Source organism: Streptomyces sp. ME02-8801-2C, assembly GCF_033793965.1.
Classification (GTDB): Bacteria; Actinomycetota; Actinomycetes; order Streptomycetales; family Streptomycetaceae; genus Streptomyces.
The window spans coordinates 14,967-41,760 of sequence record NZ_JARAXP010000012.1; the positions used below are offsets into that span (position 1 = coordinate 14,967).

The following is a 26,794-nucleotide window of genomic DNA, read 5'->3' on the forward strand; positions in this document are numbered from 1 at the left end:
AGTCGGGTGAATCCTTGTGACGGGTTGCAGCCCTTTGTTCGCAAGGGTTTTGGCGGACAGTGCGCGGATGTGGGAGCGACTCGGCGAAAACCCGCGCAGACTTCCGCCCGCACCCGCCAGGAGTAACCCTTGCGAGTGATCTCCCGTACACCTGCTCGTACTACTGCATGGTGACGATACGGACCACGTCCGTGCCGTCACCTGTGCCCTTGCCCGTGCCGACCGGGCGCCACTGGCTGTCGGTGTTTCCGGCCGTCCAACGGCGCCCCGCGTACGTGACGTTCTGGATGTGCAGCGCGGAGGCGTTGGCCACCGCCCACTGGGCCAGTTGCCAGCCGCGCCGCAGGACCGTCGTCCCGGCGGCCTTGCCGGTGCCCGGGGGCACGGGAACCGTCACGGTCCGGCTTGCGGTGTCCGTCGTCGCGGTGGGGGAGGGCGAGGGGGTGGCGGTGGTACTGCGGCGCACCTCCGCGCCGGCCACGGCGAGCGCGTCGCGGCCGAAGTCCCGTACGAGCGCCGCCCGTACGGCGTCCGGGCCGCCGGCCGGGGTGTCGGCAGGGCGGCCCTCGCAGGTCAGTGTGGCCGCCGCGCGCCCGGTCAGGGCCGCCGCCAGCAGCACGGCGTCCGGCTCGTGCTTCGCGTACGCCTCGGGATAGCCGCTGCGCTGCACGCGTTGCGCGGCCACGGTGAGGGGGAGGCGCGTGTAGTCGGAGATCTTGACGAGGCGGTCGTAGAACTCGCCCGCCGAGTAGGTCGGGTCCAGGATCTCCTTCTTCGTGCCCCAGCCCTGCGAGGGCCGCTGCTGGAACAGGCCGAGTGAATCCCGGTCGCCATGGGTGATGTTGCGCAGCCCCGACTCCTGGATGGCGGTCGCCAGGGCGATCGCGACGGCCCGTTCGGGCAGCCCGCGCGACGTTCCGACCGCGGTGATCGTCGCCGCGTTCACCGCCTGCTCGGGGGTGAACGCGTAGGTGGCCCCGTCGCCGCCGGCCGAGACGACCTCGCAGTCCTTGTCACCGGTGCCACCGGTGACGTACTGCACCGCGAGATACCCCGCGACGGCGAGCAGCACCAGAAAGGACGCCCCCCGACGGAGGAGGCGGCCGCGACGAGTGTAGGTGGCAGACGACTCCGGCATCCGTACAAGGTACTGGAGGGTAAGGAGTGCGACTTCCGTGACGGGTGAGGAGGGTAGTCGGAAGGAGGTGAGAGGACGGTGTGGAGTGGAGCGGGGAGTGGGGAGTGGGGAGTGGGACGTGGGGCGACCGGGGTTGCGGGGCGGGGGGTGTTCGGCGGGGTAGCGGGTCGTGCGGCTGCGTGGTGGTGGGTGCTGTGTAGCGGGGCGGTGGGTCGTACGGCCCGTAGTGGTGGGTGCTGTGTAGCGGGGTGTGCGGGTCGCGGGCGACGGGCGGTGTTCACGGGGCGACAGGGTCGTGCGCTGCGGGACGACGGGCGGGGTGCAGCGGGCCGGCGGGCAGGTCGTGGTGGTGGGCGACGGGTGGCGCGGGGCGTGGGTGTGCGGCGCGGCAGTGATGTCGTGGGCGCGACCCGCGCCCTTAAGGGGCGCGGGGAACTGCGCGACCAGCCCCCGCCGGGCGCGGCGGGAGGCCGCGGCGCGGGCCGGGCGCGTGAGGCCGGCGGGGCGGCGCGTTAGGGTCGTCGGCATGGCCGATACCCCGCTTGACCTCTCGTTGGACGCCGCCCTCCTCACGGCGTGGCTCGTCGACTTCCCCTCCGAGAGCGGCAGCGAGAAACCGCTCGCGGACGAGATCGAGTCCGCCCTGCGCGCCCTGCCCCACCTCGCGGTCGAGCGGTACGGCAACAACGTCGTCGCCCGCACGAACCTGGGCCGTGCGGAACGCGTGATCCTGGCCGGCCACATCGACACCGTCCCGATCGCCGACAACGTCCCGTCGCGGCTCGACGACGACGGGGTGCTGTGGGGCTGCGGCACCTGCGACATGAAGTCGGGGGTCGCGGTGCAGCTGCGTATCGCGGCCACCGTGCCCGAGCCGAACAGGGACCTGACGTTCGTCTTCTACGACCAGGAAGAGGTCGCGGCCGAGCTGAACGGCCTCAAGCACGTGGCCGAGGCGCACCCGGAGTGGCTGGAGGGCGACTTCGCGGTGCTGCTCGAGCCGTCCGACGGTCAGGTGGAGGGCGGCTGCCAGGGCACGCTGCGGGTGCTGCTGAAGACGGCGGGGGAGCGGGCCCACTCGGCGCGCAGCTGGATGGGCTCCAACGCGATCCACGCGGCGGCCCCGATCCTGGCCAAGCTGGCCGTGTACAAGCCGCGTTACCCGGTGATCGACGGCCTGGAGTACCGGGAGGGGCTGAACGCGGTCCGCATCGGGGGCGGAGTGGCGGGCAACGTCATCCCCGACGAGTGCGTGGTGACCGTCAACTTCCGTTACGCGCCGGACCGTTCGGAGGCCGAGGCGCTCGCGCACGTGCGTGAGGTTTTCGCGGACTGCGGGGTCACGGAGTTCGTCGTCGACGACCACAGCGGCGCCGCCCTCCCCGGCCTCTCCCATCCCGCCGCGGCGGCCTTCATCGAGGCGGTGGGCGGCACCCCGCAGCCCAAGTACGGCTGGACGGACGTCTCCCGCTTCAGCGCGCTCGGCATCCCCGCCGTCAACTACGGCCCGGGCAACCCGCACTTGGCGCACAAGCGGGACGAACGGGTGGAAACCGGAAAGATTTTGGCGGGCGAGGAACGGCTGCGGGCCTGGCTGACGTCATGACCCGGCACAGCGCCCCAGCGTGCCGGAGAGTGGCGCTTCACGGCGGACATGCTCACGTCCCCCGTCCGTAACCGGTGGAGATCTACGCTGAGGTGGAACGACAGTAGGTGGAGGAAGGGAGCGGCCATGGCTACCGGCAACCCCGAGGACAAGAAGCAGCCACCGGAGGAGCAGCGGCTCGGACCGGTGCTGCGCAGACGCCAGCAGGTCCAGGCGAGCACCACCGACCAGCGTCTCCTCGACGCGGGAGGCCCCTCCGACTGGGTCCACACGGACCCCTGGCGGGTCCTGCGCATCCAGTCGGAGTTCATCGAGGGCTTCGGCACGCTCGCCGAACTCCCGCCCGCGATCAGCGTGTTCGGCTCGGCGCGGACCCCGGCCGACTCGCCGGAGTACGAGGCGGGCGTCCGTCTCGGCCGGGGGCTGGTCGAGGCCGGCTTCGCGGTGATCACGGGCGGCGGGCCCGGCGCGATGGAGGCGGCGAACAAGGGCGCGTGCGAGGCGAAGGGCGTCTCGGTGGGGCTGGGTATCGAGCTCCCCTTCGAGCAGGGGCTCAACCCCTACGTCGATATCGGCCTGAACTTCCGGTACTTTTTCGTACGAAAAATGATGTTCGTAAAGTACGCACAAGGGTTCGTGGTCCTGCCCGGCGGCCTCGGCACCCTGGACGAACTCTTCGAGGCCCTCACCCTCGTCCAGACACAGAAGGTCACGCGCTTCCCGATCGTCCTCTTCGGAAGCGAGTACTGGGGCGGCCTGGTGGACTGGGTGACGAACACACTCATCGCCCAGGGCAAGGCATCGGAAAAGGACCTGCTCCTCTTCCACGTCACGGACGACGTGGACGAGGCGGTGGCACTGGTGTCCAAGGAGGCTGGCCGCTAAGCGCTGGGCTCGGGCCAACGCCGGACGCGCTGATTTTCAGCCCGTCCGGCGTTTGAGGACGAGGCCCCTTCAGGGCCGAAGGGGGGTCTGGGGGCGCAGCCCCCAGGAACGGGATGGGACGGGTAGGGGCGGCGGGGGCGAGGAACCCCCTACGCCAACCCCCGCCGGGCCACCGCCGGAGGCCGGTGGCCCGCGATCGACGCCACCATGTCCAGCACCTGCCGCGTCTCCGCCACCTCATGCACGCGATAAACCCGCGCCCCCAACCACATCGACACCGCCGTCGTCGCCAACGTCCCCACCAGCCGTTCCTTCAACGGCCTGTCCAGCGTCTCGCCCACGAAGTCCTTGTTGGACAGGGATACCAGCACCGGCCACCCCGTCTCCACCATCTCCCCCAGTCGCCGCGTCGCCTCCAGACTGTGCCGCGTGTTCTTCCCGAAGTCGTGCCCGGGATCGATCATCACCGACTCCCGCGGCACCCCCAGCGCGACCGCCCGCTCGGCCAGCCCGACGGTCACCCGCAGGATGTCGGCCATGACATCCTCGTACGCCACCCGATGCGGCCGCGTCCGAGGCTCCGCACCGCCCGCGTGCGTGCACACCAGCCCCGCTCCGTACCGCCCCGCGACCTCCGCGAGCCGCGGATCGACGCCGCCCCACGCGTCGTTCAGCAGATCCGCACCGGCCTCGCACACGGCCTCGCCCACATCGGCCCGCCAGGTGTCCACGCTGATGATCACGTCGGGGAAACGGCGCCGTACCTCGGCCACGAAGCCGACCGTCCGCCGCGCCTCCTCCTCCGCCGTCACCTCTTCGCCCGGACCCGCCTTCACCCCGCCGATGTCGATGATGGCAGCACCCTCTGACATCGCCTGCTCGACGCGGGCGAGCGCCGGTTCGTCGCGGAAGGTGGCTCCCTGGTCGTAGAAGGAGTCGGGGGTGCGGTTCACGATCGCCATGATCACCGGCTCGTGCGCGTCGAACTCGCGCCTGCCCAGTCTGAGCATCGCCTGCGACCCCTCCTAGTAATCAGCCCTGCATTAGGCCGCCTGCGACCCTAACTGCCAGACTCGCATGGCACGATCGGAGCCTGCCGCATTCGGCACGGGCACTTTGATCAACTGGATCAACCTGATCCACCTGCTCAACCCGATCCACTTGCTCAACCCGATCGACCTGCTCAACCCGGTCAATGCGATCAACTTGCTCAACCTGGTCAACCTGCTCAACCCGATCCGTCCGAACCCCGTGGGGACCCAGCGATGTTGATGTTCTTGTTCCTGGTCGTCGCGCTCGCCGTCGTGGTCGCCGCGGTGACGCTGGCCGTGGTCGGCGGCGGCGAGACCGCCGTCCTGCCGGAGGTCGCGCCGGAACGGCTCCAGGACCTCCTGCCGCTCGACCGCCCGGTCGGCCGCGGCGACGTCGAGTCCCTCCGCTTCCCGGTCGCCGCCCGCGGCTACCGCATGTCGGACGTCGACGACGCGCTCACCCGCCTCGGTGCCGAACTCGCCGAGCGGGACGCCCGTATCGCCAACCTGGAGTCCGCGCTGGCCGGTGCCCAGGCCGTGTCCCGGGTCACCCTGGACAAGCAGGCCGAGGACGGCGAGCAGTGAGCGACGCCCGTGGCACCCTGGCCGGTCCGGACGGCGCTCCGCGCTGCCCCTGGGCGCTGTCCACACAGGACTACGTGGCGTACCACGACGAGGAGTGGGGCCGCCCGGTCCACGGCGACGACGCCCTCTTCGAACGGCTCTCCCTGGAGGCCTTCCAGTCCGGCCTCTCCTGGATCACCATCCTGCGCCGCCGACCGGGCTTCCGTACCGCCTTCGCCGACTTCAAGATCTCGTCCGTCGCGGTCTTCACGGACGCCGACCGCGAACGGCTCCTCGCCGACGCCGGCATCATCCGCAACCGCGCGAAGGTCGACGCGACGATCGCCAACGCGCGCGTGCTGGCCGACTGGGCGCCGGGTGAGCTGGACGAACTGATCTGGTCCCACGCCCCCGACGCGGCCGGCCGCCCGGCTCCCCGGACCCTCGCCGACGTACCGGCGATCACCGACGAGTCCACCGCCCTGTCCAAGGCACTGAAGAAGCGCGGGCTGCGTTTCGTGGGCCCCACGACCGCGTACGCGCTCATGCAGGCCTGCGGACTGGTGGACGACCACCTGGAGACTTGCGTGGCGAGAGGCGCCGCATCGGGGGCGCAAGGAACCGCGTGACCAGCCCTACGGACCCGCGGCTCCCCACCACCAACGCGCTTCCCGCTCCCGAAGGGGACTAACGCCCCAGGTACTTCGGCTTCTCCTTGTTGACGAACGCCTCCACCGCGATCGTGTGGTCCGCCGACGCACCCGCGCGTGCCTGGAGTTCGTCCTCCTTCTCCAGGGTCTCCTCCAGGGAGTGGGTGAACCCGTACGCCATGGCCTCCTTGAGGGCCGCGTACGCCACCGTCGGGCCCTCGGCCAGGGCCCGTGCCGTCTTCTCGGCCTCCGCCCGCAGTTCCGCCGAGGGGACGACCCGGTTCGCGATGCCCAGCTCGTACGCCTCCTGCGCCTTGATGCTGCGCGGGAACAGCAGCAGGTCGGCGGCGCGGCCGGGGCCGACCACGCGCGGGAGCGTCCAGGAGACGCCCGAGTCGGCGGTCAGCGCCACGCCGGCGAACGACGTGTTGAAGGCGGCCGTGTCCGCGACGACCCGGTAGTCCGCGGCGAGCGCGAAGCCGAAGCCGGCCCCGGCCGCGACGCCGTTCACGCCCGCCACCACCGGCTTGGGCATGCCCGTCAGTGCCCGCACGATCGGGTTGTAGTGCTCGCGGACCGTCGTCATGGTCTGGCCCGTGCCGGCCTCACGGTCGGAGGCCAGCAGCCCGATGTGCTCCTTGAGGTCCTGGCCCACGCAGAACGCCCGGTCACCGGCGGCGGTCAGCAGCACCGCCCGTACGGCGTCGTCCGTGGCCGCCGCCTGGACCGCCTCCCGGAGTGCGACCTTGGTCGCGATGCTCAGCGCGTTCATCGCCTCGGGGCGGTTCAGCGTGATCGTCGCCAGCCCGTCGTGCACCTCGTAGAGCACGGTGTCGGCCATGGGGGTCCCCTCCGGTGTCGCGGATGCGTCGTCGTACGTACTGATCAGTACGTCCTCGTTGCATGACAGCATGGCGGAGATCATGCGCGCAGGAGCGGGCCGGTCATGTGACCTGCGTCAAAGAATTCCGGTTCGGCCGCGGTCCGTACGAGTCGGCGCGGCGGCGCAGTATCGCAGCCACATCGCCGAATTGGGTGGTTTTGCTCGCGCGCGTTGCCCAAGCGATGCCGACTGATGTTGGTCATAGGGTCCTGAGATGCGGGATAATGGCCTGGAAGCAATGTGTTCGATGCCGGTGACGTGTGTCCCATGAGGGGATCTGCGTGCCCTCCCAAGGGGCCGTCGGCGACGATGAGCTGGTTTCAGGAAGGGGAACGAGCATGGCGGCCATGAAGCCGCGGACGGGCGATGGCCCGCTCGAGGTGACAAAGGAGGGGCGGGGCATCGTCATGCGAGTTCCGCTCGAAGGCGGCGGTCGGCTCGTCGTCGAGCTGACCCCTGACGAGGCTGACGCCCTGGGCGATGCCCTCAAGAAGGTCGTCGGCTGACGCGCGGACGCGTCCATACCCTTTCAGCTGCCCCGGCATCGTGCGCATACGGTGCCGGGGCACTGTTTTGCCGCCCGCCCCGCCCGCCCCGAAGAAGTCTCAGCGCCTCAGCGCTTGACCGCGCACAGCAGTCCGTCGCCCACGGGCAGCAGGGACGGCACCAGTTCCGGACTCTCCCGCACCGCGCGCAGCAGCTCTCGCAGCCGTATGACCTCGGTGGGCTGGGGCCCCGAATCGACCGTCCTGCCGTTGGCGAAGACGCCCTCGAAAACGACCAGGCCACCCGTACGGAGCAGACGCAACGATTCAGCTAGACACTCCAGGCTCTCCAGCCGGTCGCCGTCGCAGAAGACGAGGTCGTAGCCGGCGTCCGCGAGCCGGGGCAGCACATCCAGGGCGCGGCCCGGGATGAAGCGGGCGCGGTTGCTGGCGAAGCCGGACGCGCGGAAGGCCTGCCGGGCGAACTGCTGGTGATCCGGCTCGGGGTCGACCGTCGTCAGGACCCCGTCCGCGCGCATGCCCTGCAGGAGATACAGGCCCGAGACGCCCGTCCCGGTCCCGATCTCCGCCACCGCCTTCGCGTCCACGGAGGCGGCCAGCAGCCGTAGCGCGGCGCCCGTGCTGGGCGCGACCGAGCGCAGCCCCGCCTCGCGGGCCCGGTCACGGGCCCAGCGCAGTGCTTCGTCCTCGGCGACAAAGGCGTCGGCGAACGCCCAGCTCGTCTGCCGGTTGCCGGTAATGACCCTCTCCTGTCCCCGCGGTTGCCTGGGCGTGACTGTATCCGTTGCGGCCGGGAACCTGCTGATGGGACCGGGCGTTTAGAGGGGTGCGGGACGAGGTGGGGCAGACAGGTTGAGGAACCAGGGGCAAGAGACAAGAGAAGGACAAGGGGGACGAGCGGATGGACCGGCACACCGGGTACACCGGCGACGCGGTACAGGTGCTGGCGCGGCCGGATGAGCCGGATCAGCACGCATCAATTTCTCGTAAAACCGCTTATCCGGAGCTAACGGGCGAGGTGGCTATGGTAGGGGCTCCACTGGACACCACCAGAGCCGATAGGGGAGGTGCGGCTGCGCCTGTGGATCGAGGAGGAGCGCTCCGGCGCCTTCTTGGATCAGCGGGCAGGCCGAAATCCGTGAACAAGACCGCTGCTGACCCCAGCCACGCCGCTGACCGAGCCCAGACCGCGACCTTCACCACCGACGCGGACGGGCAGGCGTGGACTCCGCCCACGTGGGAGGAGATCGTCAGCACGCACAGCGGCCGCGTCTACCGCCTGGCATACCGCCTGACCGGCAACCAGCACGACGCCGAGGACCTCACGCAGGAGGTCTTCGTCCGCGTCTTCCGCTCCCTGTCGACGTACACGCCCGGCACCTTCGAGGGCTGGCTGCACCGCATCACCACCAACCTCTTCCTGGACATGGTCCGCCGCAAGCAGCGCATCCGTTTCGACGCCCTCGGCGACGACGCGGCCGAGCGTCTGCCCAGCCGCGAGCCGTCCCCGCAGCAGGTCTTCAACGACGCGCACTTCGACGCCGACGTCCAGCAGGCGCTGGACACCCTCGCGCCCGAGTTCCGCGCCGCCGTCGTCCTCTGCGACATCGAGGGACTGTCGTACGAGGAGATCGCCGCGACTCTCGGCGTGAAGCTCGGTACGGTCCGCTCCCGTATCCACCGTGGCCGCTCCCAGCTCCGCAAGGCCCTCGCGCACCGCTCTCCGGAGGCCCGTTCCGAGCGCCGCTTCGCGGTGCCACGGGTGGCCGCGCTGGGAGGAGGGGGCGCGACCGCGTGAGTGGATCACGGCCGTACTCTGCCGAGCGTCGCCTCGCCGAGCAGCATCTGGGAGACCGGCTCTCCGCCCTGGTGGACGGAGAACTCGGTCATGAGACGCGGGAACGCGTCCTGGCGCACCTGGCCACCTGCGCGAAGTGCAAGGCGGAGGCCGACGCACAGCGCCGACTGAAGAACGTCTTCGCGGAGATGGCCCCGCCGCCACCCTCTGAGAGCTTCCTGGCACGTCTCCAGGGCCTGCCCGGAGGAGGTGATTCCGACTCCGGCGGCTCACCGCTGGGCGGGGGATTCGCCGACGGACTCTCCGGATTCCCCGGAGGGCCAGGTTCCGGCTCAGGGGTCTTCGGGGTGAGAGGCGAGGGGTTCGGGTACGTTCCCGCCCGGCCGCACACCTCCGTGCTCCCGTCGTCCGCTCCGGGCCGGGGTTTCCGTATCCATGACGTCGGACGTCACGATGCCGACCGGTCGTCCTCGCGCGGCCTGCGGTTCGCGTTCGCCGCCGCCGGTGCGGTGTCGCTGGCCGCGATCGCGCTGGGCGGCGTGTCGACGGGCGTTCCCGGCGACACCGACGCCCGGGGCACCTCCGGGGGCAGCAATGTGACGCCGATGCGCCCGCAGGGTGGCGGGACCTCGACGGCTCCCGAGAGCCAGCGGCGCCGATCGGTCGGCCCGCTGTTCACCCAGGGACTGGGACAGGGGACGTTCGGACAGACACCGGTGGCGTCGACGGAGGCGTCCGCGCCGCTGTTGCCGGGCATACCGGCGCCTGCCTCCGGGGTCCGGGAGCACGCGGCCATGCATCCGCTGACCACGCCCGTCGTGGCCGCCGCTGCGGTACTGTCCCCGCTCATACAGCCGCTGGCGGCCCCGAACATCGCCCTGACCTCGTGGTCCTCGGCCCCCGAGACCGCGGTCCAGGGCCTGCTCATGGCACCGGCGCCCGACTCGTCCCCCTCACCGTCCGCGTCGGCCTCCACGACCACGTCCACGTCCACGTCCACGTCGGACACGGTCCGCTGATCCCACGAACCTGGTTGAATCCGAGGTGCGGGCCGCACAACGGCGGGCCAGGTGTGGGGAGAACATGAACGAGGGGAAACCGGCGAAGGCCAACTGGTGGAGCCGGTCTCGGGAGGACGAGCAACCGGAGTCGGAGGCGGAGTCGCTGCACGGGCCGGGCCCGGCCGAGCCGGACGCCCGAAGCGAGGCCCCGACCGACTCCGGAACCGCCGGAACCGCCGCCGGAACCGCCGCCGGAACCGCCGCCGGAACCGACTCCGGCGGCGACTCCGGCGGCGACTTCGAGTTGCCGCCGCCGGTGGCGCCCGCGCCGTCGGCTCCGGCCGCGCCGCCCGTACCGGAGCCCGCAGAGGTCGCCGACTCCGGGCCCGTCGCCGAGGCGGGCCCCCGGTCGCTGCACGACCCCGATCCCTACAGCACCCCTCCCTACGGCCATCCCGGCCCCTGGGCGCCCGCTCCGCCGGTTCAGCACCCCGCGATGACCCCGGCGCACGGTACGGCCGTACCGGAGCCGCAGAAGCCCGCAGACAACCCCGACCCCTGGCGCCGCTACGACCCCTGGGCACCCGTCGCCCCCCTCCAGCAGAACGGTGCCGGCACCGCCGCCGGCCCGCCGGGCACGCGCAGGCGGGGGCTGCTCGTCGGCGCCCTGGTGATCGCGCTGCTCTCCGGGGGCGTCGGCGGGGCCGTCGGGTCCTATCTGCAGCGGCATCACGGGGACGGCGACCGTATCCAGCTGTCGCAGACCGGGAAGGACGAGACCGTCGGGCGAGCACCCGACAGCGTGGCCGGGATCGCCGCGCGTGCGCTGCCCAGTGTGGTGACGCTGAGGGTGCGCGGCGCCGGCGCCGAGGGCACCGGCACCGGGTTCGTGCTCGACGGGCGGGGACACATCCTCACCAACAACCATGTCGTCGAGCCCGTCGGTGCCGACGGCAAGGTGACGGTGACGTTCAGCGGCGGCGAGACCGCCGAGGCCGAGATCGTCGGACGGGACACCGGCTACGACCTCGCCGTCGTCAAGGTGAGCGGAGTCGACGGACTGCGGCCCGTGGTCCTCGGGAACTCCGACAACGTGGCGGTCGGTGACCCCGTCGTCGCCATCGGAGCCCCCTTCGACCTCGCCAACACCGTCACCTCCGGCATCATCAGCGCCAAGGAACGGCCCATCACCGCCGGGGGCGGCAGCGGCGACGGAAGCGACGTCTCGTACGTCGACGCGCTCCAGACCGACGCGTCCATCAACCCGGGCAACTCCGGCGGACCGCTGCTCGACGCCCGGGCCAGGGTCGTCGGGATCAACTCCGCGATCCGTTCGGCCGACAGCGGCTCGGGGTCGGCCGGCGCACAGGCCGGTTCGATCGGGCTCGGGTTCGCCATCCCCATCAACCAGGGCAAGCGCGTCGCCGAGGAACTGATCAACACCGGCAGGGCGACCCACCCCATCATCGGCGTCACCCTCGACATGGACTACAACGGCGACGGCGCGCGCGTGGGCACGAACGGCGAGGACGGCGGGCCCTCGGTCACCACCGGCGGCCCCGGCGACCGGGCCGGCCTGGAGGCCGGCGACGTCATCACCGAGGTCGACGGCCGGCGTGTGCACTCCGGCGAGGAACTGATCGTCAAGATCCGCGCCCACCGCCCCGGCGACCGGCTGGAGCTGTCCCTGCTGCGCGGCGGCAGGCAGCGGACGGTCTCCCTCGTCCTCGGCTCCTCGGGCGGCAACTGACAGAAACGTCACAGGTGGTGGGCCCGTACGGCCTGCCACAAGGCAAACATCGCGGAAAACAGGCCTTGTACACACACTCTTGGGCCCCTGGACGGTACCGGTGGGACAGGATGGCCGGGTACCGTGGAACCGGCCCGGACCACGGAAGACCGCGAAGACCGTACGGACCGCCGAGGGCCGAGGACCGAGGACATCGCAAGGAGCTTCAGGTGTTCAATGACATAGGACCGCTCGAGCTGGTGACGCTCGTGCTCCTCGCCGTGCTCGTCTTCGGTCCGGAGAAGCTTCCGAAGATGATCCAGGACGTCACGCGCACCATCCGCAAGATCCGGGAGTTCTCGGACAGCGCGAAGCAGGACATCCGCCAGGAGCTGGGCCCGGAGTTCAAGGACTTCGAGTTCGAGGACCTGAACCCCAAGACGTTCATCCGCAAGCAGCTGGACAACGACGAGCTGGGGCTCAAGGAGATCCGCAACGGCTTCGACCTGAAGAAGGAGATGGCCGAGGTCACGGACGCGGTCCACGGCCGCGACTCGGACACGTCGTCTTCCTCCTCCTCTTCGTCGTCTTCGGCGGGTTCCTCCGGTGGCACCGTCGACATGACGAAGAAGCCCGAGCCGGACGAGCGCCCGCCCTTCGACGCGGACGCCACCTGACCGTCGTAGGTCCGCGCGTGACGTGATTCATACTCCGACCGGGCCCCGGACGGCCTGATCCGGACGTCCGCGCGGCCCGCGCGCCGGGCGCTTTCCCTGCTGCTCGGAGCGGTGTGGCTATGCTGCCGAGTTGTTGTGGGGCCGTTCATGGGCGAACAACGCCGCCCGAAGGGGGGCGGGCCGTCCGGGCCTACGAGAACGAGGAGGCGTCCGGGTACATGGAGACGACAAGTCGGGTGGGCGCGCAGGCGCCGGCCGCGGAGGGTGGACAACAGGTCCCCTCCGCCCGGCGCACGGTCGACGGCTATCTGCTGGCGCCCTTCCCCTGGTACGGCCTCGACGAGGCCTTCACGGGACCGCGCTGGCTGATGCAGGTGGGTACGGCGGCCGACGGTGCCGTCGAGCACGGTTCGATCGGGCACGGCGACGAACCCTCCGTACGGCACGAGGCCATGGGGGAGGACAAGGAGCGGTTCGCGGTGGTCGTCACCGTGGCCGCGAACCCCGTACGGCGCAGTGCGGACGGCACGGGGCTGCTGGAGGCCACCTCGGTGTCCTCGGCGGCCTGGCTGGCCGGTGTGGGGCTGCTGTCCTTCACCTGGCCCGGACAGATGGACCACACCCTGCGGGACGACTGGCTGGACCAGCAGACGGAGACGGCGTGGGTTCTCGCGGACGATCTCGCCGGTGAGGACTGGACCACGCTCTCCCTGCCGGTGGACGGGGTGCCTACGCCGTTCCACTACCGGGAGTCCGAGTTCGGGTGGGTGCTTGCCGGGTCCACCCAGGCGGGGGTGCATGTGGGGGCGTACGGGCGGGGGATGAGTGCGTACGGGTTGGGCTTTGCCGTGATCAAGGATATTGGCGTGTACGCGTGAGGAGTGGGGCGCCGTTTGTTTGCGGCGCCCCTTCGCCTTGGTGCTTTACGCGAGTGGGCGACTGCGGGCCCGGTGGGGGCTGGTCGCGCCCACGCGGCGGAGCCGCAAATGTGACAGCCCCGCGCCCCTAAAGGCAGAAGCCCCAGCCGACCCCCGTCAGAACTTGTTCCGTGGGGTGATGCCCAGCGACATGCCTGACAGGCCCCGCTGCCGTCCGCCCAGTTTGCCTGCGATGGCGCGTAGGGCTGTGCCTGCTGGGGAGTCCGGGTCTGCCAGGACCACCGGCTTGCCGTCGTCGCCGCCCTCGCGCAGGCGGACGTCGATCGGGATGGAGCCGAGGACCGGGACCGTGGCGCCGGTGGTGCGGGTGAGGCCGTCGGCGACGGTCTGGCCGCCGCCCGTGCCGAAGACGTCGACCATCTCGCCGCAGTGCGGGCAGGGCAGGCCGGCCATGTTCTCGACCACGCCGACGATCTTCTGGTGGGTCTGGACGGCGATGGCGCCGGCCCGCTCGGCCACCTCGGCCGCCGCCTGCTGAGGCGTCGTCACGACCAGGATCTCGGCGTTCGGGACCAGCTGGGCCACCGAGATCGCGATGTCGCCGGTGCCCGGCGGAAGGTCGAGGAGGAGGACGTCCAGGTCGCCCCAGAACACGTCCGCCAGGAACTGCTGAAGGGCCCTGTGGAGCATCGGACCGCGCCAGACGACCGGGGCGTTGCCCGGGGTGAACATGCCGATGGAGATGACCTTCACACCGTTCGACGACGGCGGCATGATCATGTTCTCGACCTGGGTCGGACGGCCCTCCACGCCCAGCATGCGCGGCACGCTGTGGCCGTAGATGTCGGCGTCGACCACACCCACCTTGAGGCCGTCCGCCGCCATCGCCGCCGCCAGGTTGACGGTGACCGACGACTTGCCGACACCGCCCTTGCCGGACGCGACCGCGTACACGCGCGTGAGGGAGCCCGGCTTGGCGAAGGGGACCTCGCGCTCGGCCTGGCCGCCGCGCAGGGCGGACGCCAGTTCCTTGCGCTGGTTGTCGCTCATGACGTCCAGCTCGACGGCGACGCTGGTGACACCCTCGACCCGCGAGACCGCCTCCGTCACGTTCTTCGTGATCGTGTCGCGCATGGGGCAGCCGGAGACCGTCAGGTACACGGCGACCGCGACCGCTCCGTCCGCGCCGATCTCCACCGACTTCACCATCCCCAGTTCGGTGATGGGTCGCTGGATCTCGGGGTCGTTCACCGTCGCCAGTGCCTCGCGCACCGCGTCTTCCGTAGCCATAGCCCCGATGGTACGGGTCCGCACCTGGCCCCCGGAAAGCCCGTCACCGGTCTTCTACGTCACGCCCCCGCGGCCGTTCTGCCGGGAATACACCGGGTCGGTCCGGCGGCCCCTCCGCGTACCGCTCCTCCAGCTCCTTGACCAGGTCCTGGAGCTCGGAACGGATCCAGTCCCGGGTCGCGACCTCGCCGAGGCCGGCCCGCAGGGAGGCGATCTCGCGGGTCAGGTACTCGGTGTCGGCGATCGACCGCTCGTTCTGTTTGCGGTCCTGCTCGAGGTTGACGCGGTCGCGGTCGTCCTGCCGGTTCTGCGCGAGCAGGATCAGCGGGGCAGCGTAGGAGGCCTGGAGCGACAGCATCAGCGTCAGGAAGATGAACGGGTAGTGGTCGAACCGCAGGTCGGCGGGTGCGGACACGTTCCACACCACCCACAGAATGATGACGACCGTCATCCAGACGATGAACCGCCCGGTCCCGAGGAAACGCGCGATGCGTTCGGACAGCCGTCCGAAGGCCTCCGGGTCGTACTCGGGCAGCAGCCGGCGCCGGGGCGCCCGCGGCTGGTCGAGGCGCACCCGGGAACGGGAGGCCGCGGTGGCGCCACTGGCCGCGCGCTCCCGGGCGCCGCTCTCACGCTCGGGCGCCATGGACACCCCCTTCCTCGGCCTCGGAGTCGTCGGCGTCGGTTTCGGCCTCCACGTCACCTTCGCTGTCGCTGTCGTCGAGGTGGAACTCCGTCTCCCGCCAGTCCTCGGGCAGCATGTGGTCGAGGACGTCGTCCACGGTCACCGCGCCCAGCAGCGATCCGCTCTCGTCGACGACCGGCGCCGCCACCATGTCGTACGTCGCGAAGAAACCGGCGACGACCGGGAGTTCGGCGTCCGGGGAGAGCGGCTGCAGATCGTCGTCGACGAGCGAGCCGACCAGGGTGTACGGGGGGTCGCGCAGCAGTCGCTGGAAGTGGACGGCGCCCAGGTACTTGCCGGTCGGCGTCTCGTCCGGCGGACGGCACACGTACACCTGGGCGGCGAGCGCGGGCGACAGGTCGGGCTCGCGGATCCGGGCCAGCGCGTCGGCCACGGTCGCGTCGGGGCGCAGCACGATCGGCTCGGTCGTCATCAGACCGCCCGCCGTGTCCTCCCGGTACGCCATCAGCCGGCGCATGTCGGCGGCGTCGGCGGGCTGCATCAGGCTCAGCAGCCGCTCCTTGTCGGCCTCGGGCAGCTCGCCCAGCAGGTCGGCGGCGTCGTCCGGGTCCATCGCCTCCAGGACGTCGGCCGCCCGCTCCTCCTTGAGCTTGCCGAGGATCTCGATCTGGTCGTCCTCGGGCAACTCCTCGAGTACGTCGGCCAGCCGGTCGTCGTCGAGAGCGGCGGCGACCTCCGCGCGCCGCTTGGCGGAGAGATGGTGCAGGACGTTCGCGAGGTCGGCGGGGCGCAGTTGCTCGAAGGTGGCGAGGAGGCTCTCGGCGCCCTGTCCGTCCTCCTCCAGGGAGAAACCGGTGACGGCGGACCAGTCCACGGTCAGCGTCTCGCCGGTGTTGCGCCGGAAGGCTCCGCCGCGGCCCTTCTTTCGTACGAAGACCCGTTCGATCTCCCAGTCGCGGCGGGCCGGAAGCTGTCGTACGGCCACGTCCAGGACGGTGACCTCCTCGCCGGTCTCGCCGAGGGTGACGCGCCGGTCGAGGAGTTCGCCGAGGACGAGCCGCTCGGTGGGGCGCTGTTCGAAGCGCCGGACGTTGAGCACGCCCGTCGTGATGACCTGACCCGACTCGATGCCGGTGACGCGGGTCATGGGCATGAACACGCGGCGCCGGGTGGTGAGTTCGACGACGAGGCCGAGCAGCCGGGGCGGGCGGTTGCCGACGCGCAGCATGGCGACGAGGTCGCGTACCCGGCCCACCTGGTCGCCGTTCGGGTCGAAGACCGCCGTACCGGCGAGGTGCGAGACGAAGACCCGGGAGGAGCCTGCCGCCATGCCACGCCTCCTGCCTCGGGGTGCGCTGTGGGGAGCGCGTCGGATTGCGTCCAAGGGTTCCGAATTGCCTGCTCGGATGCGCTTCAGGCTAGCCCGTCCGGTTCGGCCGCGCCCTGGTGGGGGGTCCGGACGGACTGGCTCCGCCGGGGGCCCACGGCACCGGTACGCTGCCGTCCACACCCCTCAGGACACCCGTACGAGAGGCAGCCCCACCTGTGTCTGTGAAACCCCGTGGCCGTACCCGCAGCGCCGGACTGGTGAGCGCGATGTGCGCGCTGGTAGTGGCGGGGACCGGGCTGCTGACGGGTTGCGGTGCCGACCCGGACGAGGGCACGAACGGGGTCGGCAAGCTGCCGGCCGACACCATCCAGACCAAGACACGCAAGGCCGCCACGACCGCCGACGCGGTACGGCTGTCCGGGACCGTGGTGACCAGCGGGACCACGTACACCCTCGACATGCAGCTCAAGAGCGACGGCGGCACCGGCTCGGTCACCGCGAAGGGGTCGACGTTCCGGTTGCTGCGGGTCGGGGAGCACCTGTTCCTGAAGGCCGACGCCGCGTTCTGGAGCCACGAGGACGGCGCCAAGGAAGACGACAGCGACTCGGACACGGCAGCCGCCGCGAAGCTCGGCGGCCTGTTCGTGAAGGTGCCGACGGGCGACCCCTCGTACAAGAAGTTCAGCGGATTCACCGACAAGGACGTCCTCCTGGACGGCCTGCTCACCCTGCACGGCAGCCTCGCCACCGACGGCCACCACAAACAGTCGGGCGTCCGCACGATCCGCATCACCGGCGACGAGGGCTCCGGCGGCACCCTGGACGTCTCCCTCGAGGGAGCCCCGTACCCCCTCCGCCTCGTACGCGCGGGCGGCGCGGGCACCCTCCTCCTGAGCGACTGGGGCAAGGACTTCCCGCTGGAAGAACCAAAGAAGGACGAAACAGTCGACTACGGCCAACAACTACCGACCTCCTAAATTCATCTCCGGTGCTGTGGAGCGCCCCTGAGGGGTGCGGGGAACCGCAGGTCTTTCAGGGGCGCGGGGAACTGCGCGACAAGCCCCCACCGGGCCGCACTGAACGAACCACCTATCCCGCGGACCGCTTCCGCTTTCTGAACAGCAGCCGCGGCAACCCCGCCGGGATCGCTTCCCTGGTCGTCGCCGGGCTCGGCAACGGCGGCGCCGACAACGACCCCTCCGGCAAAGGCCGCGTCCCCCCGGCGCGAACAACCAGCCGTACAACCCTGCATTCCCGCGCCCACCGATCGGGCATGGCCTCACCGTCCGGCGCGTTCAACCGCTTCCCCTTCAGCTCGGCGACCGCGGCCTCCCACTCCGGAGAGCGCGGCGCCAGCTCCTCGACCGTCGCCGCCCAGACGACCAGCCGCCCGCCCTTGTCCTTGCTGCGGACGGTGACCTCCGCCTCCGCCCCCTCGGAGAGCCCCGGCAGCGGCTGCTCACCGGGCCCGTCGCCGACCAGGACGGCCGCGCCCTCGTGCCAGACGTGCCACAGGGCGCGGGCGGGACCGGTGGGGCCCTGGACCCAGATGAGCCCGGACTTCTTCGTGGCCTCCTCGACGAGGGCCCGGTCGAGCAGCGTGTCAGTCATGGGCAAAGCGTAGCGATGCCCTGTGACAGCGAGGTGGGGCGTCGTCACAGCCAGCCGTTGCGCTTCAGCGTGCGGTGGATGCCCACACACATGCCGATCATGGCCGTCATGACCACGGGGTAGCCGAACTTCCAGTGCAGCTCCGGCATGTAGTCGAAGTTCATACCGTAGACACCGCACACCATCGTCGGTACGGCGATGATCGCCGCCCAGGACGTGATCTTGCGCATGTCCTCGTTCTGCGCGACGGAGGCCTGGGCGAGGTTGGCCTGGAGGATCGAGTTGAGCAGCTCGTCGAAGCCGATCACCTGCTCCTGGACCCTGGCGAGGTGGTCGGCGACATCGCGGAAGTACTTCTGGATGTCGGGGTCGATCAGCCGCATCGGCCGCTCGCTCAGCAGCTGCATGGGCCGCAGCAGCGGCGACACCGCCCGCTTGAACTCCAGGACCTCGCGCTTGAGCTGGTAGATCCGGCCGGCGTCCGTACCGCGCGGGGTGCCCTTGCGGCCCGGCGAGAACACCTCCGTCTCGACCTCGTCGATGTCGTCCTGCATGGCGTCCGCGACCGCGACATAGCCGTCGACGACGTGGTCGGCGATGGCGTGCAGTACGGCGGAGGGGCCCCTGGCGAGCAGCTCGGGGTCGTCCTGGAGGCGGTGGCGCAGCGCGCGCAGGGAACCCTGGCCGCCGTGCCGGACGGTGATGAAGAAGTCCCGCCCGGTGAAGCACATGACCTCGCCGCTCTCCACGACCTCGCTGGTCGCGGTGAGTTCGGCGTGGTCGACGTAGTGGATGGTCTTGAAGACGGTGAAGAGCGTGTCGTCGTAGCGCTCCAGTTTGGGCCGCTGGTGGGCCTGGATCGCGTCCTCCACGGCAAGCGGGTGGAGCCCGAACTCGCTGGCGATACCGGAGAACTCGGCCTCCGTCGGCTCGTGCAGTCCGATCCACACGAAGCCGCCGTCGCGCCGCACCTTGCGCATCGCCTCGTGCGGCGTGAGCGCCTTCGGCGTCTCGACCCGGGCACCGTCGCGGTAGACGGCGCAGTCGACGACGGCGGAGGGCGTCGAGGGGTCGCGGGTGGTGTCGTACGTGCTGCCGTCCTTGCGCAGGGACGGACGGGACGGGCGGACCGCGGCACGCAGGTTGTGGATCATCGACATGTGGCTGGCTCCTTCGCGACACGCAACGAAAGACCGCCGACAACGACTGGAACTGCCCGGAATGGGGACGTCCTGACTGAGGATGTTTGGCACGTCCACAAAGCGGGGAGCACCGCACCGTCGCGGTGGTGAGCTTCGCTGCTGATTCAGAACTGACTGAGATCACATGGATCAGGCAAAACGAAACCAAGTGCTCTTCCGCGACGACGCGAACGCGGTGACGCGAATGCGAGAGTGACAGCCAGCGGGAGTAGGCCGGAGCGACTACGTCAAGCGACTACATCAGCGGGCGGAAGAGCGGGTGCTACTGCACGGATGACTTCGATCCATTGCAGCCCCACCTCCTCCGGCCGGTCCCTCGTGAGGGACGATCCATTCCCCGTCAAGGGGAGCCCCCTGAGGGGAACTTCAGCGGTGTGCGGGACGTTGTACCGACGCTTGCGCCTGCTGCCCGAACCCGGCCTAGGGTAACAGCCGACAGAACTGTCAAGGTGCTCGTTTGCCCGTAACTGACGAGTTCTATGCTCGCCGCATGTCTGATGTTCTTCCTCTGGTCGAGGCCCGGCTGCGTACGACGCTGGGCGAACCGGACGCGCGCGCCGCGGTCACCTTCCTCGGTACGGACCGCGTCGAGGTGCTGCGCTTCAGGGACCGGGACCAGGACGGGGACCTCGTCCGCTACGCCACGCTCGGCATGTCCGCGCAGCCGATGGCCGACCCCACCGTGATGCTCGCCGACCCGGTGAAGGGCCCGCGCGCCGAACTGGTCATCTCCGTCCGGGCCGGCCTCGCCGACACCGACAAGGTGCTGCGCCCGCTCGCGATCCTCGCCGCGTCCCCGCAGGTCGAGGGTGTGATCGTGGCTCCCGGCGCCTCACTCGACGTCGGGGAGCCGCTGTGGCCCGGCGCCCCCTTCACCTCGGTGCTGGTCGCCGAACCGGGCGGCCTGGTCGAGGACCTGGAGCTCGACGAGCCCCTGGACCCCGTACGCTTCCTGCCCCTGCTGCCGATGACCCCCAACGAGGCCGCCTGGAAGCGCGTCCACGGCGCCCAGGCCCTCCAGGAACGCTGGCTCACGAACGGGACGGACCTACGGGACCCGGCCCGCAGATCCGTCCCGCTGGACTGATCCTCGTACTCGACATCAGAGTGACTGATGTCACCAACAGCTGGCAGAGCGGCGCGAGTTGGCTCCGTCCCCAGCGTCGGCTGCGGCTCTAGTTCGCGAACACGGCGACACTGTCCTCCGTCGCGTGCCGCGTCTCCAGTTCCTCGACCTCGTGGGTGAGCGACTTCCGCCGTACGACCACCACCGCCGCGCCGAGCACGGCGGTGACCGCCGCGACCACGAAGGGCATGTGGATGTCGCTCCACTCCTCGATCTTCGGTGCGAAGTACGGGGCCGCGGCCGCCGCGAACCAGCGCACGAAGTTGTAGCCGGCGCTCGCCACCGGGCGCGGCGCGTCCGACACGCCCAGCGCCAGTTCGGTGTAGACGGTGTTGTTCACGCCGATGAACGCACCCGACAGGATCGTGCAGACGACGGCGACGGTGTGGCTGCCGTAGCCGAGGACCAGTACGTCGACCGCGAGCAGCACCAGTGAGCCGCCGAGGACCGTCAGCGAGCCGAACCGCCGCTGCAGGCGCGGGGCCACGAGCACCGAGGAGACGGCGAGCAGCAGACCCCAGGCGAAGAACACGGCCCCGGACCTGTAGGGCGTCATGTCGAGCACGAAGGGGGTGAAGGCCAGCACGGTGAAGAACGTGTAGTTGTAGAAGAAGGACGAGATCGCGGCGGAGGCCAGTCCGCCGTGGCCGAGCGCCTTGATCGGGTCCAGCAGTGACGTCTTCCGGGCCGGCTTCGGCTGCTCCTTCAGGAACACCGTGATGCACAGGAAGCCGACGGCCATCAGGAACGCGGTGCCGAAGAAGGGGTAGCGCCAGCTCGCGTTTCCGAGCAGTGCGCCCAGCAGGGGGCCGCACGCCATGCCGAGGCCCAGGGCCGATTCGTACAGCAGGATCGCCGCGGCGCTGCCGCCGGCCGCCGCGCCGACGATGACCGCGAGGGCCGTCGACACGAAGAGGGCGTTGCCGAGGCCCCAGCCGGCCCGGAAGCCGACCAGTTCGGCGACCGAGCCCGATGTGCCCGCCAGGCCCGCGAAGACCACGACGAACGCGAGGCCGAGCAGCAGGGTCTTCTTACCGCCGATGCGGCTGGAGACGAAGCCGGTGACCAGCATCGCCACGGCGGTGATCAGGAAGTACGACGTGAAGAGCAGGGAGACCTGGCCGGGCGTGGCGTCCAGGCCCTTGGCGATGGACGGCAGGATCGGGTCGACCAGCCCGATGCCCATGAAGGCGACGACGGACGCGCCCGCGGTCGCCCAGACGGCCTTCGGCTGCCGGAGGAGTCCTCCCGTGTTTTCCGTGCTGCTGTGCATGCCCGCTCCTTCTCCTTCCCTTCGACCCGCTTCACTCGACCCGTGAGGAGATCATTGGTGTATGCACATACTAAGTTAGGTCAGCTAATTAATGCAAGCTACATCTATTTCGTCTGATGGAAAGGGTGGAAACCTGTCACTCCGGACGGGTGATCGTCCTTGACGGGAGGAAGGACGGGGAGGACCGTGGGGCTCTATGAGGGGCGAACCCAGTTGCCCGAAGTGTGGTGGCCGGGTCAGGGCTCCCGGACTCTTCTCCGACTCCTGGCAGTGTGATGCGCACGGGACGGTGCATCCGCTGCAGCCCGTGATCCCGCCCAGCGTCGAGGCCCTCAGTGTCGTGGTGCACCGCACGCAGGTGCCGGTGTGGATGCCGTGGCCGCTGCCGGTCGGCTGGCTGTTCACGGGCGTGGGCTGCGCGGGCGACGACCGCAGCGGCGGCCGTGCGACGGCGGTGGCCTGTACGGGCCCCGGCCCCCTCGGCGGCATGGGCGAGCTGATCCTGGTCGCGGAGGAACTCGGCGTCGGACTCGGTGCGCGGTACGCGGGCATCGACGGGCCCGATCCGGGGCCGTACATGAACGTCGAGAAGCCGGCCGAGGCGAAGGTGCTGGCTGCGGGGCGGCCGACGCCGCTGTGGCATGTCGCGGGCGGCCCCGACGATCGTGCGGTATTCGCGGGTGAGGCGCTGGGGCTTTGGCTGTGGGCGGTGGTGTGGCCCGAGCAGTCGGGGTTGTTGATGTATGACGAGCTGGTGCTGACGGATCTGCGGGATGCGGGGGCCGAGGTGGAGTTGGTGCCGTGTGGGGCGTTGTCGCCCCGGTTGCTTCAGCCTTAGGGCGTTCTTCAGGGCCGACATCGTCCGGGGGCGGCTGGTGTGTGGCGGGCTCACGGCCGGTGGGGGCTTGTCGCGCAGTTCCCCGCGCCCCTACGGACGGCTCGTGTAAGGGGTGTTCTCATAGTTCGGGTGTGACGCGCAGGCTTCTGGGGCCGGTATGCTTGGCGTGTCTTGTTCATTTCGTCGCCGCCTGGAGTCCGCACCGTGCGCATTGATCTGCACTGCCACTCCACGGCCTCCGACGGTACGGACACGCCCGCCGAGCTGGTGCGCAACGCCGCCGCTGCCGGGCTCGACGTCGTCGCGCTGACCGACCACGACACGACCCGGGGGTACGCCGAGGCGATCGCCGCGCTGCCCGCCGGGCTCACGCTGGTCACCGGGGCCGAGCTGTCCTGCCGGCTCGACGGAATCAGCCTGCACATGCTGGCCTACCTGTTCGACCCCGAGGAACCCGAGCTGCTCGCCGAGCGTGAGCTGGTGCGGGACGACCGGGTGCCGCGGGCCCGGGCCATGGTGGCCAAGCTGCAGGAGCTGGGCGTACCGATCACCTGGGAGCAGGTCGCGCGGATCGCCGGTGACGGTTCCGTGGGCCGGCCGCACGTCGCCACCGCGCTGGTCGAGCTGGGTGTCGTACCGACCGTGAACGACGCCTTCACCGGGAGCTGGCTGGCCGACGGCGCCCGGGCCTACGTACCGAAGCACGAGACCGACCCCTTCGAGGCGCTGCGCCTGATCAAGGGGGCCGGCGGGGTTGCCGTGTTCGCGCACCCGGCCGCGAGCAAGCGGGGGCGGACAGTGCCGGAGTCGGTGATCGCGGAGCTGGCCGCCGCCGGGCTCGACGGCATCGAGGTCGACCATATGGACCACGAACCGGCGACCCGGTCGCGACTGCGCGGCCTCGCGGCGGAGCTGGGGCTGCTGGGCACCGGCTCGTCCGACTACCACGGCAGCCGCAAGACCTGCGTGCTCGGGGAGTACACGACAGACCCCGAGGTGTACGGCGAGATCACTCGGCGGGCCACAGGCGCGTTCCCGGTACCGGGAACCGGCGGAGCCTGAGCCCTGGGCCGCGGCCTCCCTTCTCGTCTTACCTCACCTCACCTCACATGCGCCGTGCCGCTCTGCGCTGCGCCCTCCCCGCTTCCCGTATCTACGCAAGGCTCGCCCACCCATGTTCGACGTCGCCATTTTCGGTTCGCTCTTCCTCACCCTGTTCGTGATCATGGATCCCCCTGGGATCACCCCGATCTTTCTCGCGCTCACCGCCGGTCGCCCCGCCCGCGTCCAGAAGCGGATGGCGTTCCAGGCGGTGTGTGTGGCCGGCGGTGTGATCACCGTGTTCGGGCTGCTCGGGCACCAGATCCTGGACTATCTGCACGTCTCCGTGCCCGCCCTGATGATCGCCGGCGGGCTGCTGCTCCTGCTGATCGCCCTCGACCTGCTCACCGGCAAGACGGACGAACCCAAGCAGACCAAGGACGTGAACGTCGCTCTCGTGCCGCTGGGGATGCCGTTGCTCGCGGGCCCCGGTGCGATCGTGTCGGTCATCCTGGCCGTCCAGAAGGCGGACGGCGTGGCCATGCAGGTGTCGGTGTGGGCGGCGATCCTGGCCGTCCATGTCGTGCTGTGGGTGGTGATGCGGTACTCGCTGCTGATCATCCGCGTCATCAAGGACGGCGGCGTGGTGCTGGTGACCCGGCTCGCCGGGATGATGCTGTCCGCGATCGCCGTGCAGCAGATCATCAACGGGATCACCCAGGTGATCCAGCAGAGTTGAGCCGGCTGACCGCGACGAGGTTCGTACGCAGAACCCCCGTACGGCATGGGTGCCGTACGGGGGTTCTGAAGTCTGCTCGTCGTCCGCGAGCGGCGTCCGCGCGTTGGCGCGTTATGAGGCCGTGGTGTCGGCCGGGCGGATCCAGAGGCGCTGCCCTATGGCGGCTGCTTGCTGCACGATCCGGTTGACGGAGGCGGCGTCCACGACCGTGCTGTCAACGGGGGTTCCGTCGACATCGTCGAGACGCATGATTTCGAAGCGCATGGGCTTCTCCCTTCGTCTGGTCATCCTCCTGAGGAGAACTACTTGGTTACGTAGGTAGTCAACTACCCGCGTGTTACGAACATTCCCTACGCTAAATAAATTTTTCGAACGCCTAACTACTGACCGGTAAGAGCCGCACACAAGCTGTGCAGGAGACTGACCGGGACCGGTTGTGTTCGAAGCGTGACCGCCGGAACAATGGACGGCATATGAACAACGACGACCACGCGGAACTGAGCGCCCGCATCGACCGCACGAACGAACTCCTCCACCGCATGCTCGCCGAGGTGGCGAAGACACCCTCGACGCATGCGATCTTCGTCGACGCGGGATATCTGTACGCGGCGGCGGGACGGCTCGTCGCCGGAACCGAGGACCGCCGCTCCTACGAGCTGGACGCGGAAGGTCTCATCGAGGCGCTCATCGACAAGGCTCGCACGATCTTCGCGGACAGCCGGCTGCTCCGGGTCTACTGGTACGACGGTGCCAGGCGCCGCATCCACACCATCGAGCAGCAGTCGATCGCGGAACTCCCCGATGTGAAGGTCCGCCTGGGCAACCTCAACGCCAACAACCAGCAGAAAGGTGTCGACTCGCTGATCCGCACCGACCTGGAGTCCCTGGCTCGGCACCGCGCGATCAGCGATGCCGCGCTCATCGGCGGCGACGAGGACCTGGTGTCGGCGGTCGAGGCGGCGCAGGGGTACGGCGCCCGCGTCCACCTGTGGGGCATCGAGGCGCCCGAGGGCCGCAACCAGGCCGAGCCGCTGCTGTGGGAGGTCGACAGCCAGCGCACGTTCGACCTCGACTTCTTCAAGCCGTACGTCGCCCGGCGCACGGCCGCGACCTACGAGGCGTCGGGAGGGGCGCGGCCCACGCGCGAGGACGTGCGGTTCGTGGGCGCGCAGATCGCGGCGAAGTGGCTGGCGGCGCGGGGGCGCGAGGCACTGGTCGAACTGCTGCCCGGCCATCCGTATCTGCCCGGTTCCGTCGATCAGGATCTGCTGGTGGAGGCGGAGGGGCTGCTGCAGTACTCGCTGCGCGGCCAGGCCGAACTGCGGCGGGCGCTGCGGGACGGCTTCTGGGAGCATCTGCAGACGCAGTACTAGGCTGGCGACACTAGGCCATTCCGGTGAATTGCCGACCACTGCTTGCCGGTTCTGCTTACCCGCTACCGCTACCGCTCGAGGGTGTCCCAGAAGTCGGCCAGGGCGCGTGCGGTCTCCAGGGGACGGTCCGTGTTGGGGGAGTGTTCGGCGCCCGCGATGACGGTCCGGTGCGCGTCCAGTCGTACGGCCATGTCGTCGAGCAGCGGGACGGCCCAGGTGCCGTCCTCCTCACCGGACAGGACATGGAAGGGCAGCGGTACGGCGGCGAGCTCCGCCACCCGGTCCGGCTCCGTGCACAACTGAAGCCCCGTGGCGGCGAGTTGAGCGGGGCTGTTGCCCATCCAACGCCGGCGCAGGTCCTCGCGGTCGTCGAGCCCGGCGTCCACGGCGTCCACCGAGTCGAGGTCGCCGCCACCGCTCTGGGGGTCGTCCATGGCCTGGATGGCCGCCCAGACGTCGGCCATGCTCATCACGGCGAGCGCGTCCCGCAGCAGCTTCGCGCGCTGCTGCTGCGCCTCGGAGATCTCGGCGGGACCGGAGGAGACGAGGGTCAGCGAGAGAAACGGGGTGTGGTCGAGCAGGACGGCGGCTCGGGCGATCTGCCCGCCGAGCGAATGCCCGACGAGGTGCACGGGGGTGCCGACGGCTGCCGCCTGGGCGAGCACGTCCTGCGCCAACTCGGCCTGTGCGTACGCCGATTCGTCGTCCCGGGAGCCGGGCGACTCGAACTGGCCGCGCCCGTCCACGGCGACGGTACGGTACCCGCGCGCCGCCAGCGGCTCGTGCAGCGAGATGAAGTCCTCCTTGCTGCCGGTGAACCCGGGCAGCAGCAGAACGGTCCCTTTCGGCTCGGCACCGACGCCGACGGAGGCGTCGATGACGGCGAACTCACCACGCGCGGTACGCAGGGCGTACGCACGGGCGCCGGGGGGCGGGGCGAAGGTCGCGGGCCTGCTCATGCGTCGAGGTTATCCGGAGG

General features: G+C 70.2%; 29 protein-coding genes. 17 read left to right on the forward strand and 12 right to left on the reverse strand.

All coding sequences use genetic code 11. The features are described 5' to 3' along the window. Positions 1-160: 160 nt before the first annotated feature. A complete protein-coding gene (locus PV396_RS32285; RefSeq protein WP_319210689.1) occupies positions 161-1,138 on the reverse strand; it encodes a heavy metal transporter in 978 nt (325 codons plus the stop codon). Between the two features lie 526 nt (positions 1,139-1,664). On the opposite strand from PV396_RS32285, the gene dapE reads away from it, so the two are divergent. Together dapE and PV396_RS32295 are read left to right on the forward strand one after the other, a co-directional pair. Then, the gene (gene dapE, locus PV396_RS32290; RefSeq protein ID WP_319210691.1) at positions 1,665-2,744 is read left to right on the forward strand and encodes a succinyl-diaminopimelate desuccinylase; all 1,080 of its coding nucleotides are present in this window, start codon (positions 1,665-1,667) and stop codon (positions 2,742-2,744) included. Between the two features lie 126 nt (positions 2,745-2,870). Beyond that, positions 2,871-3,629 carry a TIGR00730 family Rossman fold protein gene (locus PV396_RS32295; protein ID WP_319210692.1) on the forward strand — a complete coding sequence of 253 codons (759 nt, stop codon included), beginning with the start codon at positions 2,871-2,873 and terminating at the stop codon, positions 3,627-3,629. Positions 3,630-3,778: 149 nt separating this feature from the next. On the opposite strand, the gene folP is transcribed toward PV396_RS32295, so the two are convergent. Continuing rightward, positions 3,779-4,639: a dihydropteroate synthase gene (gene folP, locus PV396_RS32300; RefSeq protein ID WP_319210694.1), complete on the reverse strand. Its 861-nt coding sequence runs from the start codon at positions 4,637-4,639 to the stop codon at positions 3,779-3,781. Between the two features lie 67 nt (positions 4,640-4,706). On the opposite strand from folP, the gene PV396_RS32305 reads away from it, so the two are divergent. From PV396_RS32305 to PV396_RS32315, 3 genes are read left to right on the forward strand one after another with little or no spacing between them, the layout of a single operon-like run. Then, positions 4,707-4,901 (forward strand): hypothetical protein, encoded by a 195-nt coding sequence (locus PV396_RS32305; RefSeq protein WP_319210695.1) that lies wholly within the window; start codon positions 4,707-4,709, stop codon positions 4,899-4,901. Beyond that, the gene (locus PV396_RS32310) at positions 4,895-5,245 is read left to right on the forward strand and encodes a DivIVA domain-containing protein (RefSeq protein WP_319210697.1); all 351 of its coding nucleotides are present in this window, start codon (positions 4,895-4,897) and stop codon (positions 5,243-5,245) included. The genes PV396_RS32305 and PV396_RS32310 overlap by 7 nt, the downstream gene beginning before the upstream one ends. Next, on the forward strand, positions 5,242-5,853 hold the full coding sequence (locus PV396_RS32315) for a DNA-3-methyladenine glycosylase I (protein WP_319210699.1): 612 nt from the start codon (positions 5,242-5,244) through the stop codon (positions 5,851-5,853). Before PV396_RS32310 ends, PV396_RS32315 begins: the two co-directional genes overlap by 4 nt. Before the next feature lie 58 nt (positions 5,854-5,911). On the opposite strand, the gene PV396_RS32320 is transcribed toward PV396_RS32315, so the two are convergent. Further along, a complete protein-coding gene (locus PV396_RS32320; RefSeq protein WP_319210997.1) occupies positions 5,912-6,715 on the reverse strand; it encodes an enoyl-CoA hydratase/isomerase family protein in 804 nt (267 codons plus the stop codon). A 380-nt stretch (positions 6,716-7,095) separates the two neighbouring features. Here PV396_RS32320 and PV396_RS32325 point away from each other — a divergent pair, with 380 nt between their 5' ends. Then, on the forward strand, positions 7,096-7,263 hold the full coding sequence (locus PV396_RS32325) for a DUF3117 domain-containing protein (RefSeq protein WP_003966491.1): 168 nt from the start codon (positions 7,096-7,098) through the stop codon (positions 7,261-7,263). A 107-nt stretch (positions 7,264-7,370) separates the two neighbouring features. Here PV396_RS32325 and PV396_RS32330 read toward each other — a convergent pair whose 3' ends face one another. Then, positions 7,371-8,069, reverse strand: coding sequence for an O-methyltransferase (locus PV396_RS32330; RefSeq protein WP_319210998.1), 699 nt, complete (start codon positions 8,067-8,069; stop codon positions 7,371-7,373). A 218-nt stretch (positions 8,070-8,287) separates the two neighbouring features. Here PV396_RS32330 and sigE point away from each other — a divergent pair, with 218 nt between their 5' ends. From sigE to PV396_RS32355, 5 genes are all read left to right on the forward strand, one after another. Then, entirely contained in the window at positions 8,288-9,061 is a 774-nt protein-coding gene (sigE, locus tag PV396_RS32335) for an RNA polymerase sigma factor SigE (protein WP_319210700.1), read from the forward strand. Next, a complete protein-coding gene (locus PV396_RS32340) occupies positions 9,058-10,080 on the forward strand; it encodes an anti-sigma factor (RefSeq protein WP_319210702.1) in 1,023 nt (340 codons plus the stop codon). Before sigE ends, PV396_RS32340 begins: the two co-directional genes overlap by 4 nt. 64 nt (positions 10,081-10,144) lie before the next feature. Continuing rightward, positions 10,145-11,812 carry a trypsin-like peptidase domain-containing protein gene (locus PV396_RS32345; protein ID WP_319210703.1) on the forward strand — a complete coding sequence of 556 codons (1,668 nt, stop codon included), beginning with the start codon at positions 10,145-10,147 and terminating at the stop codon, positions 11,810-11,812. Positions 11,813-12,021: 209 nt separating this feature from the next. Further along, positions 12,022-12,468: a sec-independent translocase gene (locus PV396_RS32350; RefSeq protein WP_319210704.1), complete on the forward strand. Its 447-nt coding sequence runs from the start codon at positions 12,022-12,024 to the stop codon at positions 12,466-12,468. Between the two features lie 218 nt (positions 12,469-12,686). Further along, on the forward strand, positions 12,687-13,346 hold the full coding sequence (locus tag PV396_RS32355; RefSeq protein WP_319210706.1) for a hypothetical protein: 660 nt from the start codon (positions 12,687-12,689) through the stop codon (positions 13,344-13,346). A 156-nt stretch (positions 13,347-13,502) separates the two neighbouring features. On the opposite strand, the gene PV396_RS32360 is transcribed toward PV396_RS32355, so the two are convergent. From PV396_RS32360 to PV396_RS32370, 3 genes are read right to left on the reverse strand one after another with little or no spacing between them, the layout of a single operon-like run. After that, positions 13,503-14,636, reverse strand: a complete 1,134-nt coding sequence (locus PV396_RS32360; protein WP_319210708.1) for an Mrp/NBP35 family ATP-binding protein — start codon at positions 14,634-14,636, stop codon at positions 13,503-13,505. Between the two features lie 43 nt (positions 14,637-14,679). Further along, positions 14,680-15,282, reverse strand: a complete 603-nt coding sequence (locus PV396_RS32365) for a DUF1003 domain-containing protein (RefSeq protein WP_319210710.1) — start codon at positions 15,280-15,282, stop codon at positions 14,680-14,682. Further along, complete coding sequence (locus PV396_RS32370; protein WP_319210712.1) at positions 15,266-16,612, reverse strand: magnesium transporter MgtE N-terminal domain-containing protein; 1,347 nt, start codon at positions 16,610-16,612, stop codon at positions 15,266-15,268. Before PV396_RS32370 ends, PV396_RS32365 begins: the two co-directional genes overlap by 17 nt. Positions 16,613-16,878: 266 nt before the next feature. On the opposite strand from PV396_RS32370, the gene PV396_RS32375 reads away from it, so the two are divergent. Next, complete coding sequence (locus tag PV396_RS32375; RefSeq protein ID WP_416071518.1) at positions 16,879-17,589, forward strand: hypothetical protein; 711 nt, start codon at positions 16,879-16,881, stop codon at positions 17,587-17,589. 112 nt (positions 17,590-17,701) lie between these two features. Here PV396_RS32375 and PV396_RS32380 read toward each other — a convergent pair whose 3' ends face one another. Next, the gene (locus PV396_RS32380) at positions 17,702-18,223 is read right to left on the reverse strand and encodes a hypothetical protein (RefSeq protein WP_319210716.1); all 522 of its coding nucleotides are present in this window, start codon (positions 18,221-18,223) and stop codon (positions 17,702-17,704) included. A 44-nt stretch (positions 18,224-18,267) separates the two neighbouring features. Then, the gene (locus PV396_RS32385; RefSeq protein WP_319210717.1) at positions 18,268-19,383 is read right to left on the reverse strand and encodes a magnesium and cobalt transport protein CorA; all 1,116 of its coding nucleotides are present in this window, start codon (positions 19,381-19,383) and stop codon (positions 18,268-18,270) included. Between the two features lie 532 nt (positions 19,384-19,915). On the opposite strand from PV396_RS32385, the gene PV396_RS32390 reads away from it, so the two are divergent. Continuing rightward, positions 19,916-20,512, forward strand: coding sequence for a suppressor of fused domain protein (locus PV396_RS32390; RefSeq protein ID WP_319210719.1), 597 nt, complete (start codon positions 19,916-19,918; stop codon positions 20,510-20,512). A gap of 88 nt (positions 20,513-20,600) precedes the next feature. Here PV396_RS32390 and PV396_RS32395 read toward each other — a convergent pair whose 3' ends face one another. Next, complete coding sequence (locus tag PV396_RS32395; protein WP_319210721.1) at positions 20,601-21,824, reverse strand: MFS transporter; 1,224 nt, start codon at positions 21,822-21,824, stop codon at positions 20,601-20,603. A 196-nt stretch (positions 21,825-22,020) separates the two neighbouring features. Here PV396_RS32395 and PV396_RS32400 point away from each other — a divergent pair, with 196 nt between their 5' ends. The 3 genes from PV396_RS32400 (at position 22,021) to PV396_RS32410 (ending at position 24,442) form a co-directional block, all read left to right on the forward strand. Continuing rightward, positions 22,021-22,662: a DUF6758 family protein gene (locus PV396_RS32400; RefSeq protein ID WP_319210723.1), complete on the forward strand. Its 642-nt coding sequence runs from the start codon at positions 22,021-22,023 to the stop codon at positions 22,660-22,662. A gap of 204 nt (positions 22,663-22,866) precedes the next feature. Beyond that, positions 22,867-23,724 carry a PHP domain-containing protein gene (locus PV396_RS32405; RefSeq protein WP_319210725.1) on the forward strand — a complete coding sequence of 286 codons (858 nt, stop codon included), beginning with the start codon at positions 22,867-22,869 and terminating at the stop codon, positions 23,722-23,724. Positions 23,725-23,836: 112 nt separating this feature from the next. Continuing rightward, entirely contained in the window at positions 23,837-24,442 is a 606-nt protein-coding gene (locus PV396_RS32410) for a MarC family protein (protein ID WP_319210727.1), read from the forward strand. A 111-nt stretch (positions 24,443-24,553) separates the two neighbouring features. On the opposite strand, the gene PV396_RS32415 is transcribed toward PV396_RS32410, so the two are convergent. Further along, on the reverse strand, positions 24,554-24,706 hold the full coding sequence (locus PV396_RS32415) for a hypothetical protein (RefSeq protein ID WP_020136747.1): 153 nt from the start codon (positions 24,704-24,706) through the stop codon (positions 24,554-24,556). A gap of 209 nt (positions 24,707-24,915) precedes the next feature. On the opposite strand from PV396_RS32415, the gene PV396_RS32420 reads away from it, so the two are divergent. Next, on the forward strand, positions 24,916-25,815 hold the full coding sequence (locus PV396_RS32420) for an NYN domain-containing protein (RefSeq protein ID WP_319210731.1): 900 nt from the start codon (positions 24,916-24,918) through the stop codon (positions 25,813-25,815). A gap of 68 nt (positions 25,816-25,883) precedes the next feature. Here PV396_RS32420 and PV396_RS32425 read toward each other — a convergent pair whose 3' ends face one another. Beyond that, the gene (locus PV396_RS32425; protein ID WP_319210733.1) at positions 25,884-26,774 is read right to left on the reverse strand and encodes an alpha/beta hydrolase; all 891 of its coding nucleotides are present in this window, start codon (positions 26,772-26,774) and stop codon (positions 25,884-25,886) included. Positions 26,775-26,794: the final 20 nt, after the last annotated feature.